We start from the raw sequence: 12,628 nt of genomic DNA, 5'->3' as shown, positions 1-12,628 counted from the left end.
TGCGGCCGGGGCTGCCAAGGCCATCGGTCATGGCTGCAGACGGACAATCGCCAGAAACAGCAAACCCCGCCGAAGCGGGGTTTGCTGTAGTGCCGGCCGCTGGCCGGCAACCAGGGGTATCACGGGATTCCGGGATTGCCGGCCAGCGGCCGGCACTACCCATTGAACCCAGGGGCAGAGCCCCCTTACGCCTTGGCGTACTTGCCGGTGCGGTAAATCAGCCAGCCGACCAGGAACAGCACGGCCAGGCCGATCCACTGCGCGCCCGGCAGGTGGAACGGCACGGCCAGCACGTCGGCGCGGCTGCTGACCACGATCGGAATCGCGATGGCGATGCCCATCAGCGCTTCGCCGGTGATCAGGCCCGCGGCGAACAGCACGCCCGGCTTGTGCACGCGGTCGCGGCCTTCTTCGTCATCGGCACGCACCTTGTGGAAGCGCTCGACCAGGTGGGCGATCAGGCCGCCGAGGAAGATCGGCACCATCAGCTCCAGCGGCAGGTAGATGCCGATGGCGGCGGCCAGCACCGGCACGCGGAAGCGGGCGTTGCGCGCCTTCAGCCAGCTGTCGAAGGCGATGATGGCGGCACCGACCACGGCACCGATGCCGATGAAGGTCCACGGCAGTTCACCACCGAACAGGCCCTTGGCCACCGAGGCCATCAGGTTGGCCTGCGGTGCGGCCAGCGCGTTCGGGTGCAGCTCGGACTTCACGCCGATGCCGTAGGCGGTGGCCAGCAGGTTCAGCACCGGGGCCATGATCAGCGCACACGAGAAGGCACCGATGCCCAGCATCAGCTGCTGCTTCCACGGGGTGGCGCCGACGATGTAGCCGGCCTTGAGGTCCTGCAGGTTGTCACCACCAACCGCAGCGGCGCAGCACACCACCGCGCCGATCATGATGGCGGCCACGGCGCCCAGCGGCGCGCCGCCGGCACCGACCGGCTTCAGGCCGTCGGCGCCCAGCAGCACGACCAGCACGGCCGAGGCGAACAGTATGGTGGAGATGGTGATGCCCGAGACCGGGTTGTTGGACGAACCGATCAGGCCGGCCAGGTAGGCCGAGACCGAAACGAACAGGAAGCCGGCGACGATCATGATGAGGGTCATCGGGATCGACACGTGCCACTGGCCGACGATGGCCTGGTACAGGGCCAGCAGCGGCAGCACGAAGACCACCAGGGCCACCAGCATCCACTTCATCGGCAGGTCGCGCTCGGTGTGCGCCAGCACCGGGCCACCGCTCTTGCGGGCGGCGGCAAAGCCGCTCTTGACGCCGTTGAGCAGCGACTTGCGCAGCGAGATCAGGGTCCAGATGCCACCGATCAGCATCGCGCCGACACCCAGGTAGCGCATCTTCGCGCCCCAGATGGCGAAGGCCGCCTCGGTGGACGAAGCCGCGGCAACCGACGCGGCCAGTGCCGGATCGGTGTTCATGAAGAACGCCTGGTAGATCGGAATGGCGATGTGCCAGGTCAGGATCGAACCGGACACCACCACGATGCCGACGTTGAGGCCGACGATGTAGCCCACGCCCAGCAGTGCCGGCGACAGGTTGGTACCGATGAAGGCGGTGACCTTGGAGCTGCCGACGTAGGCCGAGGTGGCCCAGGCATCCGGGATCAGGCGCATGCCGCTTTCCGCGGCCAGCTTGACGAAGGCACCGATCACCGCCGACAGGCCGAGGATCTTCAGGCCCGGGCCCGGATTCTCACCGGCCTTGAGCACTTCGGCCGCAGCCTTGCCTTCGGGGAACGGGAGCGGGTCTTCGACGATCATCGAACGACGCAGCGGCACCGAGAACAACACGCCCAGCAGGCCGCCGAGGCCGGCGATGCCGAGCACCCACCAGTACTTGAAGTCCGGCCAGTAGCCCATGATCACCAGCGCCGGGATGGTGAAGATCACACCGGCGGCGATCGACGAACCGGCCGAAGCGCCGGTCTGCACGATGTTGTTTTCAAGGATGGAGCCACCGCCCAGCAGGCGCAGCACGCCCATGGAAATCACCGCGGCGGGAATGGCGGTGGCGATGGTCAGGCCTGCGAACAGACCGAGGTAGGCGTTTGCGGCCGACAGCACCACCGCCAGCACGATGGCCAGGGCCACTGCGCGGAAGGTGAGCTGCTTGGGCGCAGCGTCGTGGTTCATGGAAGCCCCTGCTGGCAAAAAATCCCTTGCACGCTAGCGTTCAGGAGGCAGCAAGTCCAGTGCGGTTCGGGAGGGTTGCGGCCAGGTCGGCAGTGAGATAGTCGCTTCCGGCCAAACTCGGCCAACGCATCAAGCGCATGGGGCACATCCCGGACGGCTGCCGGGCCTCGCTGTCTCATGTCCTGCAGGGGCCAGGCCAACCAGTACCGCAGCATTCCAGCCATCATCGTTTGAAGTGCCTCAACGCCCCGTGCATCGTGTTCATGATCTGAACCGATGACGCTGAGCCGCCCGATGAACAACCCACTGCAGATCCGCCCGATCAAATCACCGGTCGTGGCTGTCGTGACCCTGACCTGCCTGATGCCGCTTTGCGATTACGCATCTGCCTGGAGCCGCATTGGCGCAGTCGAGATCACCGACCACGCCGGCAAACCTTGTTTCGGACTACCCAGGAAGGAGCGCAAGCGTATCGGTAAAACTCCGGAGGTGTTTGGTGTGGAGGTGCATGACGCAATTACTCCACCGCTGCGGCGGCAATGGTCGTTCTACTTTGCCCATCCCGCATCCATCCCACTTCCACCCGGAGCCTGCGTGGTCTACGGAGAAGTGCCAGCCAACGCCATTTCAAGACAGACGGCGATGCCGCTGCAGCCCGGACGCCTGTACGACGTTTCGCTGTCGGCCACCAGGACCGGCGCCACGCAACACCACAGCGCCCGATTCTGCTTGAAGGCCAACCCCGACGGGAGCCTGCGAGCGATCCAGGTCCACTACGACGAGGCGCTGGGCTGGAGCCCCTCGGTTTGCCTGCCCTGAGCCGACGCGCGCGCTCGTCGGAACCGCCCAGCACGCGCTGGAAAGACGCAGTTGTTATGTTATATCCTGTCACGCCGACCGAACCTCGTACGTGGCCCCTTCTCCCGCTACCCGCCTGGCCTCCATCGACCAGCTGCGCGGCACCGTGATGCTGTTGATGTTGCTCGACCACGTGCGCGAGACCTTCTTCCTGCAGCACCAGGTGAGCGACCCGATGGACGCGGCGACAGCCTCCCCCGCGCTGTTCGCCTGCCGTCTGCTGGCCCACCTGTGCGCACCCGTGTTCGTCCTGTTGACCGGCCTGTCGGCCTGGCTGTACGGCCAGCGGCAGGCGGATCCGCGCCGGGCCACGGCCGCGTTCCTGCTCAAGCGCGGGCTGTTCCTGGTCTTGCTGGAACTGACCCTGGTGAATTTCGCCTGGACCTTCCAGCTGCCGCCGGAAACCCTGTACCTGCAGGTGATCTGGGCCATCGGGCTGAGCATGATCGCGCTGGCCGGGCTGCTTTGGCTGCCGCGCCCGGCCCTGCTGGTGCTGGCAATCGCGGTGTTGGCCGGGCACAACCTGTTCGACGGCTTACGGGTGCAAGGCAATGGCCTGCTGGCGCTGTTGTGGAAAGTGCTGCACCAGCGCGACTGGATCGAGGCCGGCGCGCTGCGCCTGCGCACCTCCTATCCGGTGCTGCCGTGGATCGGGGTGATCGCCCTGGGTTATCTGTTGGGACCGTGGTTCGCCCGCGAGCGCGACCCGACGCAGCGCCAGCACTGGCTGCTGGGGGCAGGCGTCGGTGCGCTGGCCATGTTCGCGCTGCTGCGGTTCGCCAACCAGTATGGAGATGCACCGTGGCAGTACCAGACCAGCGCGTTGCGCACCTGGATGAGCGTGCTCAACATCACCAAGTACCCGCCGTCGCTGCAGTTCCTGCTGTTGACCCTGGGCGTAGGGCTGTTGCTGCTGCGCCTGTACGAATGGCCGCCACTGGCGCGTGCGCTGCGCCCGCTGGCCGATATCGGCGCCGCGCCGATGTTCTTCTACCTGCTGCACCTGTATGTGCTGAAGGCGCTGTACCTGGGCGCGCTGGCGGCCTGGGGGCCGACCCATGGCGAGTTGTATGCCCTGGATTCGGTCAGCGGCCTGCTGCTGGTGGCCTGTGCGCTGGCGGTGGTGCTGTACCCGCCGACCCGGGCATTCGCGCGGTTCAAGGCGCGAAGGCGTGACCTGGCGTGGTTGCGGTACCTGTGATCGCCCAGGCCAGTCCGGCAATCCACGCATGGCGTGGATCTACTGAAAGCGGATCGGGCCACAGGCCTATAATTCCGCGATGAATTCCACCGCTATCGCTTCCGACGACTTCCTGGGTCACCCCAAGGGCGTCTACGTCTGCTTCTTCACCGAAATGTGGGAGCGCTTCTCCTTCTACGGCATGAAGGCGCTATTGCTGCTGTACCTCACCAAGTACCACCTGTTCGGCGACAAGGCCGGCCTGGACCTGCTCGGCGCCTACGGTGGCCTGGTGTACTGCATCCCTGTATTCGGCGGCATGCTGGCCGACCGCTGGCTGGGCATGCGCCGGGCCGTGCTGTTCGGCGGCGTCCTGCTGGTACTCGGCCACCTCGGCATGGCCTTCGAAGGCCACGCTGCGTACCGGGTGAACGGCGAAGTGGTGCGCGACACCTCGGCACTGGCGGTGACCTACCTGTCGCTGGCGCTGATCATCATGGGCGTCGGTTTCCTGAAACCGAACATCTCCACCATTGTCGGCAAGCTGTACGCCAAGGACGATCCGCGCCGCGATTCGGGTTTCTCGCTGTTCTACGCCGGCATCAACCTCGGCGCGCTGTTCTCATCGCTGGTGTGCGGCTTCCTCGGCGAGGCCTACGGCTGGAAGTACGGTTTCGGTGCGGCCGGCATCGGCATGCTGGCCGGCCTGGCCATGTTCCTGTGGGGCCAGAAGTACCTGCAGGGCCACGCCGAGCCGCCGCAACCGGCGGCGTTGAAGCAGAAGGTGCTGGGCCTGCCGCGCGAATGGCTCATCTATCCGTGCGCGGTGCTCGGTGTGTTGCCGGTGGCGTGGCTGATGTGGGCGGCCGGCAACGGCGCGTTCGCGCTGGGCGGTGAAATCAGCCTGGCACTGATGTTGATGGTGGTGGTGCTGGGCGGCGTGCTGGTCTGGTTCGCCTGGTTCACCGGCAGCAAGTGCACGCCGGTACAGCGCCAGCAGATGATCGCGCTGATGGTGCTGATCTTCATGGCGCTGGTGTTCTTCACCATGTACGAGCAGTCCTACGGCTCGTGGGTGACCTTCACCGACCGGCTGCTGACCAAGGACATCGTGCCCTCGCTGGTGATCACCGGCGGTACGCCGCTGCCGTGGTCGATCCTCTCACTGCTGCTGGCACCGCTGGGCTTCGTGGTCAGCGCGCGGTTGTCCGAGCGTCGTCCGGGTTCGGCTGCGCCGCGCACGTTCTTCGCCGCCATCGTCGTGCTGATGCTGGTGCTGCTGGTGCGCGACTGCCTGGTGATTCCGCAGACCGCCGGCTCGCTCACCTATCTCGGCGGCCTGTTCCTGGTGCTGCTGGCACCGGCCTTCGCCGCGCTGTGGACGTGGATGGACCGCCGCGGCTGGGAACCGGGCAAGCCGGTCAAATCAGCCTGGGGCCTGGTGATCGGCGCACTGTCGTTCGTGCCGCTGGCACTGGCCGCGCAGCAGGTTGGCGCCACCGGCGAGATGGCCAGCGTGTGGTGGCTGGTGCTGGCCTACTTCCTGCTGGCCAGTGGCGAGATGTGCCTGTCGCCGGTCGGCCTGTCGGCGGTGACCCAGTTGGCCGTGCCGCGGGTGATGAGCCTGATGATGGGCACCTGGTTCCTGGCCACCGCCTTCTCGGAGACGCTGGCCGCGCTGTTCGGCAAGCTGGCCGCGATCGAGGTGCCGGAAGGCGAATCGCTGGACATGGTGGCCGCCGCCGGTGCCTATGCGCACCTGTTCTGGCTGCTGATGTGGATCGGCCTGGGCTGTGCGCTGGCCGCTTTCATTGCCGCGCCACTGTTGAAGAAGATGATGCACGGGGTGAAGTAAGCCCACGCACAGGCAGGAACCGGGGCGGCGGTTGGATCATTCGCCGCCCTTTGCGTTACGGCGCCCTGCCCTTGCCGTCCGCAGCCGCAGTCGTGGCGGTCTTGCCACCCAGGCTGCGCGACAGGAAGGCCAGCAGCTTGCCGTAGTACTCGCTGCGATGGGCCTGGGTATAGAAGCCGTGCCCTTCGGTCTTGTAGTACAGGCTTTCCACCGGCGTACCGGCACGCTTGAGCGCCGCTTCCATGCGCTCGGTGTGCTGGATCGGGGCGCGCTTGTCCTGACCACCGGCCGCCAGGAACACCGGCACCCTGATCCGCTCGGCCAGGTTGACCGGCGAGACCGCGCCCAGCGTGGCCGGATCACCCAGCCACTCGCGCAGGTAGCTCATTCCGGAATCGCGGTCCTGGATATCGCCGCCAGTAAACATCAGCCGCAGGTCGTAGACGCCCACATAGCCGGCCGCGCACTGGTACAGCCCCGGTTCGCGCGCGGCGCCCATCATCGCCGAGTAGGCACCGTAGCTGGCACCGTAGATGCAGATGCGCCGGGCATCGGCGATGCCTTCGCTGATCGCCCAGCGCGTGGCGTCGGTCACGTCGTCCTGCATCGCGCGCCCCCACTGTTTCAGTGCTGCCCGGCTGTGGGCACGGCCGTAGTTGCCCGAGCCGCGGAAATTGATCTGCAGCACGGCGTAGCCGGCAGCGGCCAGCAACTGGTTCTCGTGGTCGAAACCGCCGTTGTCGAATATCCCGATCGGCCCACCATGCGGCACCACCACCATCGGCAGGTCACGGCCAGTGCTGCCATGCGGGACTGTCAGGAATCCATGGAGCTCCAGCCCGTCACGCGCCTTCAGCAGGACCGGCCGCACCGACGCAGTGGTCTCCGGATCAATCCATTCGCTGCGCGCCATCAGGAAGCGCGCCTGGTTGCGGTCGCGGTCGTAGAGGTAGAACTCGCCCGGATTGGAACCGGACCCGGTTTCCACCAGCAGCCGGCGACCGTCGCGGGTACTGGAGGTGATGAATACTGCACGCCCGGGGAAGGCCGCCTCCAGGCTGCGGTACAACCGTGCCTCGTCCGAGCTTTCGTCGAAGAACCGGGTATGCGGCGTGTTTCCCAGGAACAGCGCACCGACCGGCACGGTGCTGCCCGGGCTGCGGATCAGTCGTGCCGGATCGACAACCTCATCGCGCAGCACGACCTTGCGCTCCTGCGTGGCCGGGTTCCAGCTGACGATGGCATCGGGGCCGCTGGGCTGCTCGCTGAGCAGGTAGGCCAGCTGGCCGTCGGCGGAAAAGCCCAGCGCCGCCTCGCTGCGACCACTCCGTTTCTCATCGTTGACCAGCGCCCAGTCGCCACCGTTGCGGTGGTAGAGCCGATGGACGTTGTCAATACCGGCGCCCTGTACAAAACGTACGTCGCCGCGGGCATCCACCACATAGGAGGCACCCGGCATCGGCGCGCGGGCCAGCAGCCGCTGCTTGCCGCTTGCCATTTCCAGCTGGGCCGCATAACCGTTGGCATCCAGCCGCGATCCGCCTACCGCGATGACCACGTGCGCATCATCGCCAGGCAGGGCGTCACTGAGGAACGCCGCGGCCGACGTCCGGTACTTGGGCCGCACGCGCAGGCCAAGGTCGCGGTAGCCCACCAGTAGTTCCGGTCGTCCGGTGCGTGCATCCAGTGTCAGCAGCTCGCCGGTGGCCCACGGCGCGTCGCGGGTACCGAACTTCTGCGCCAGACCGAACATCACCTGATCGTTGTTGACCCAGTGCAGGCCGAAGACATGCGAATTGAGTGGTGGGCGCAGGTTGCCCACCGGCGTGTTGTCGTCCGTACGAAGGATGATCACAGCGGTGAAGCCGTCCGCAGGCACGGTCGCGGCCAGATAATCGCCCCCGGGAGACAGCATGACATCGCCGAACTTGTCCGCTCGCACATAGGCGCCCAGATCGATCGCAGCAGCGGTTCCACACCACAATCCCGCCACGATGATGGCGGCCAGCCAGCGCTTGTGCATCCTTCTCTCCCCCTGCCTGGACCCCTTGTCCCGGCTGGCCGATTCTAGGCAGGCCAGTGCCCGGCCCGCCAGTGGCGTACAAAAAACGACGGCACCGTTGCCGGTGCCGTCGTTACCACTACCTTGGAGAGAGAGTCAGGACGTGGGTTCGGGGGGCGTGCGCCGGGTCAGTGGACCCCGCGCACCGCCAACGTGAGGGCCAGGATGCTGAGGATCACCGCGATGGTGCCGTCGAGCACGCGCCAGGTGCTGGGCTTGGTGAACAGCGGCGCCAGCAGGCGCGCGCCCAGGCCCTGCGCGGTCAGCCACAGGCAACTGGCGGTGACCACACCGGCAGCGAAGGCCATGCGGGCGTTGCCGAAGTTCTCGGCGATCGAACCGATCACCATCATGTCCAGCCAGAAGTGCGGGTTGATCAGCGAGAAACCGACCGCCGCCATCAGCACTGCGCGGCGGCTGCCGTCGTCGCTGTCAGCCTCGCCCATGCCGCCGCCACCGGCGATCGCGCGGCGCGCCGACTTCATCGCGTACCAGGCCAGGAACGCCACGCCCGTCCACAGCACGGCGGTGGTCAGCCACGGCAGCGCCGAAGTGAGCGTGCGCAGGCCGGCCACGCTGGCAAAGATGAAGATCGCATCGATGGCCGCACAGGTGGCGACCACCGGCACAATGTGCTTGCGCAGGATGCCCTGGCGCAGGATGAAGGCGCTCTGGGCGCCGACCACGGCGAACAGGCCGATGCCGGTAGCTGCACCAGAGAACCAGGCACCGAGGCCGGTGCTGGCGGAGATGACCGAGAACATGGGATTCACTGCCTTTACTTGCTTGGGGGGACGGTGCCTCGCGAAGGCGGACAGCACCGGAACGAGCGCCATTGTCGCGCCGCAACATGAAAAAGACGAGCTAAACTTCCTAAACCAACATTAGCGGAACTTAATTCGATGCGTATCGACCATGCCCAGCTGCGCGCCCTGGCCGCAGTGATCCGCGAAGGCAGCTTCGACCGCGCCGCGCAGTCGCTGAATGTCACCCCGTCCGCCATCTCGCAGCGGGTCAAGGCGCTGGAGGACCGGATCGGCCGGCTGCTGGTCAAGCGCGGCACCCCGGCCACCGCCACCGCCGAGGGGCAGTTGCTGGTGCAGCTGGCCGAGCAGACCGCCCTGCTCGAGCACGATGCGCTGCACCGGATGGGCCTGGCCGATGAGGACCTGCCGCAAGCCAGTATTCCGGTGGCGGTGAACCACGACAGCCTGGAAACCTGGTTCCCGCAGGCGGCCTACCAGTTCGCACAGACCACCGGCACTACGCTGGACCTGCGCATGGAAGACCAGGACCACACCGTCGAACTGCTGCGCCAGGGCACGGTGCTGGGTGCGGTGACCACCCTGGACGAGCCGGTGCAGGGCTGCCAGATCCATGCACTGGGCAGCATCCGCTACGCCGCCACCTGTACCCCCGAGTTCCGCGAGCGTCATTTTGCCAAGGGCGTGACCGCGCAGGCGCTGGCGCAGGCCCCGGTGCTGGTGTTCAACCGCAAGGACGACATGCAGTCGCGCTTCGCCCGGCGCATGGCCGGCGACGACCTGCCCAGCACCGCGCCGACCTGGTGGATTCCGTCCACGCGCGCCTTCGTGCAGGCCAACCTTGGCGGCATGGGCTGGACGATGAATCCGTTGCCGCTGGTCAAGCGGCACCTGGACGCGGGCCGCCTGGTCTACGTGCGCCAGCGCGCGTGGGAAGACGTGCCGCTGTACTGGCAGCATTGGAAGGGCGACGTGCAGACCATGGCCTTGCTGACCCGCGCGGTGCTGGATGCCTCCTCGGCACTGATCCGGCGCAAGCGCTGAAAAGGGGACGGAGGGGATTAAGTCGTATAAGGCCCAAGCGACACATCGGGCAAAGACGACTTAATCCCCTCCGTCCCCTTTTTGCTCCATCCAATCTCCATCAACCCTCCACACCGGGTCCATGCGTGATGCGGATACTGGCGGGCCAATCACTACAAGAGTGTCCGGTATGCCGATAGCCGTGCGCGATGCGCGCCCCGAAGATGCCGCCGCCTGCATCGACCTGCGCGGGCGCACCCGCGAAAACGCCTTCAGCGCCGCGCAGTTGGCAGAGCTGGGCATCACCGAGGACAGCTGGGCGGCCGGCATCGCCCAGGGCGATTCGATCGGCCGCGTCGCCTGGGAGGGCGAGCGCATGGCCGGCTACTGCTTCGCCGACCGCGACAGCGGCGAGGTGCTGGTGCTGGCCCTGCTGCCCGAGTATGAAGGCCGCGGCATCGGTCGCCAGCTGCTGCAGGACGTGGTCAGCCTGACCCGCGATGCCGGCCACCAACGCCTGTTCCTGGCCTGTTCGGCCGACCCACGCTCGCGCTCGCATGGCTTCTACCGGCGCCTGGGCTGGCGCCCGACCGGCGAGATTGATGAGGCCGGCGACGAGATTCTTGAGCTGGTCTGAGTGAAGCTGTCGCCAGGGATGGCCTGACGCTGGCAAGGCTTCGTTCGCCGGGCATCACCCGGCGCTAGCGGGTGAGGATGGCGCGAAACGCCGGATGCTGCGTTGCATCAAAAACAGACCGGATCCGGTTAGAATCGCATATGGATGCTGCAAGGCGTTGTTTCTTCACGCCCTTTCCCTGCCCCACGCGCATCCTGACCCCTTCCCCTCCGCCAACGATCCCGCCCCCATGAAGAAATTTGGCAAGGCTCTTCTCGCCCTGCTCGTGCTGCTGTTGCTGGCCGCCGCGCTGTTCCTGTACTGGCCGCTGACCCAGCGCTCGGTGCCCGCCGCCAGCAACGACAAGCCCGTCGACGTTGTGCTGGTCGGCGCCGGCATCATGAGCATCACCCTGGCCACCTACCTGCAGGAACTGCAGCCGGACTGGAACATCCAGGTCTACGAACGCCTCGACGGCGTCGCCGGTGAAAGCTCCGACGGCTGGAACAACGCCGGCACCGGCCACTCGGCCTTCGCCGAACTGAACTACACACCGGAACTGCCCGACGGCAGCATCGAGACCAAGCGCGCGGTCGGCATCGCCGAATCGTTCGAGGTCTCGCGCCAGTTCTGGTCGCACCAGGTGAAGGAAGGCCGGCTGAGCCAGCCCAGCGACTTCATCAACCCGACTCCGCACATGAGCTTCGTCTGGGGCGATGACAACATCGCCTACCTGCACAAGCGCCAGCAGGCCCTGGTGAAGAATCCGCTGTTCTACGGCATGCAGTACTCCGAGGATCCGGCCCAGATCAAGCAGTGGGCCCCGCTGCTGATGGAAGGCCGTGACCCGAAGCAGAAGGTTGCCGCGACCTGGATGCCGCTGGGCACCGACGTCAACTTCGGCGTGATCACCCGCCAGCTGACCGCCGGCCTGCAGCGCAGCCCGAACTTCAGCCTGCACCTCAACCACGAAGTGAGCGCGCTGCGGCAGAACGCCGACAAGAGCTGGAACGTGACGGTGAAGGACCTCAAGGCCGGCACCGAGTCCACCACCCACGCCCGCTTCGTGTTCATCGGTGCCGGTGGCGCTGCACTGAAGCTGCTGCAGATGTCCGGCATTCCGGAATCGAAGGACTACGCCGGCTTCCCGGTCGGTGGCCAGTTCCTCGCCTTCCAGGGCCAGGACGTGACCTCGCGCCACGGCGTGAAGGCCTACGGCATGGCCGAGACCGGCTCGCCGCCGATGTCGGTGCCGCACCTGGATGCGCGCAAGCTGGACGGCAAGCCGGTGGTCCTGTTCGGGCCGTTCGCGCTGTACAGCACCAAGTTCCTCAAGCACGGCTCGTGGTGGGACCTGTACTCGTCGGTGAACCACAACAACGTCGGCCCGATGCTGGAAGTGGGCAAGGACAACCTGGACCTGGTGCAGTACCTGATGGGCCAGGCGCGCCTGAACGATGCCGACCGCCAGGCCGAGCTGGTCAAGTACTTCCCCAATGCCAAGCCGGGTGACTGGAAGCTCGTCACCGCCGGCCAGCGCGTGCAGATCATCAAGCGTGATCCGCTGAAGGGCCCGGTGCTGCAGTTCGGTACCGAGATCGTGACCGACAAGGACCACACCATTGCCGCCCTGCTCGGTGCCTCGCCGGGTGCGTCGACCTCGCCGCCGATCATGCTGGACCTGATGGCCAAGGCCTTCCCGGACCAGATGAAGGCCGGCTGGGAAACCCGCCTGCGCGAGATCGTGCCGTCGTACGGGCGCAAGCTCAACGACAGTGCAGCGCTGGTCAACGAGATCCGCTCGCTGACCAGCCAGACACTGCATCTGCCGTATCTGGAGGTGCCGGTGGATGCGAACGCGGCATCGCCCGCTGCGGCTGCAGTGCCGGCAGCGGCCAAGGAAAAGCGCAACGCCAACGAGGAACTGCAGGCGCTGTAAGCCCGCAGTTTGCTTTCGATGGAGACGGACGGCCACCTTCGGGTGGCCGTTTGTTTTTGTGCGAAATGGGTCGGATTCCTCCCGCACGGGAGGGCTCTGACCTGCACCTGGGCGCCGATGATGGGGTCAGAGCCCATTGCCTGCGGCAACGGGCTCCGACCCCGGCCCGCCACTGCTCTGC

Annotated in this window: 9 protein-coding genes; 6 read left to right on the top strand and 3 right to left on the bottom strand. The window is 66.5% G+C overall.

All coding sequences use genetic code 11. The features are described from left to right. Positions 1–185: 185 nt before the first annotated feature. The gene (locus tag AC5P9N_RS01215; RefSeq protein WP_005408528.1) at positions 186–2,150 is read right to left on the bottom strand and encodes an OPT family oligopeptide transporter; all 1,965 of its coding nucleotides are present in this window, start codon (positions 2,148–2,150) and stop codon (positions 186–188) included. 276 nt (positions 2,151–2,426) lie between these two features. On the opposite strand from AC5P9N_RS01215, the gene AC5P9N_RS01210 reads away from it, so the two are divergent. The 3 genes from AC5P9N_RS01210 to AC5P9N_RS01200 all read left to right on the top strand — a co-directional run bounded on the left by AC5P9N_RS01210 (position 2,427) and on the right by AC5P9N_RS01200 (position 6,043). Further along, positions 2,427–2,969 (top strand): hypothetical protein, encoded by a 543-nt coding sequence (locus AC5P9N_RS01210; protein WP_239498875.1) that lies wholly within the window; start codon positions 2,427–2,429, stop codon positions 2,967–2,969. Positions 2,970–3,060: 91 nt separating this feature from the next. Then, positions 3,061–4,209 (top strand): acetyltransferase domain-containing protein, encoded by a 1,149-nt coding sequence (locus AC5P9N_RS01205; protein WP_208180547.1) that lies wholly within the window; start codon positions 3,061–3,063, stop codon positions 4,207–4,209. A gap of 79 nt (positions 4,210–4,288) precedes the next feature. Further along, positions 4,289–6,043, top strand: coding sequence for a peptide MFS transporter (locus AC5P9N_RS01200; RefSeq protein WP_099484784.1), 1,755 nt, complete (start codon positions 4,289–4,291; stop codon positions 6,041–6,043). 55 nt (positions 6,044–6,098) lie between these two features. Here the strand turns inward: AC5P9N_RS01200 and AC5P9N_RS01195 are convergent, their stop codons facing one another. Together AC5P9N_RS01195 and AC5P9N_RS01190 are read right to left on the bottom strand one after the other, a co-directional pair. Next, positions 6,099–8,066 (bottom strand): alpha/beta hydrolase family protein, encoded by a 1,968-nt coding sequence (locus tag AC5P9N_RS01195; protein WP_099484783.1) that lies wholly within the window; start codon positions 8,064–8,066, stop codon positions 6,099–6,101. Positions 8,067–8,233: 167 nt separating this feature from the next. Next, complete coding sequence (locus tag AC5P9N_RS01190) at positions 8,234–8,869, bottom strand: LysE/ArgO family amino acid transporter (RefSeq protein WP_005408523.1); 636 nt, start codon at positions 8,867–8,869, stop codon at positions 8,234–8,236. A gap of 138 nt (positions 8,870–9,007) precedes the next feature. Here AC5P9N_RS01190 and AC5P9N_RS01185 point away from each other — a divergent pair, with 138 nt between their 5' ends. The 3 genes from AC5P9N_RS01185 (at position 9,008) to mqo (ending at position 12,447) form a co-directional block, all read left to right on the top strand. Next, positions 9,008–9,913 carry a LysR family transcriptional regulator ArgP gene (locus tag AC5P9N_RS01185; protein WP_164212552.1) on the top strand — a complete coding sequence of 302 codons (906 nt, stop codon included), beginning with the start codon at positions 9,008–9,010 and terminating at the stop codon, positions 9,911–9,913. A gap of 169 nt (positions 9,914–10,082) precedes the next feature. Beyond that, on the top strand, positions 10,083–10,529 hold the full coding sequence (locus tag AC5P9N_RS01180; protein ID WP_005412603.1) for a GNAT family N-acetyltransferase: 447 nt from the start codon (positions 10,083–10,085) through the stop codon (positions 10,527–10,529). A 229-nt stretch (positions 10,530–10,758) separates the two neighbouring features. After that, positions 10,759–12,447 carry a malate dehydrogenase (quinone) gene (mqo, locus tag AC5P9N_RS01175; protein ID WP_099485004.1) on the top strand — a complete coding sequence of 563 codons (1,689 nt, stop codon included), beginning with the start codon at positions 10,759–10,761 and terminating at the stop codon, positions 12,445–12,447. Positions 12,448–12,628: the final 181 nt, after the last annotated feature.

Source organism: Stenotrophomonas sp. YJH_SMC_6, assembly GCF_059371335.1.
This window is presented reverse-complemented; position numbering and strand designations above follow the sequence as displayed.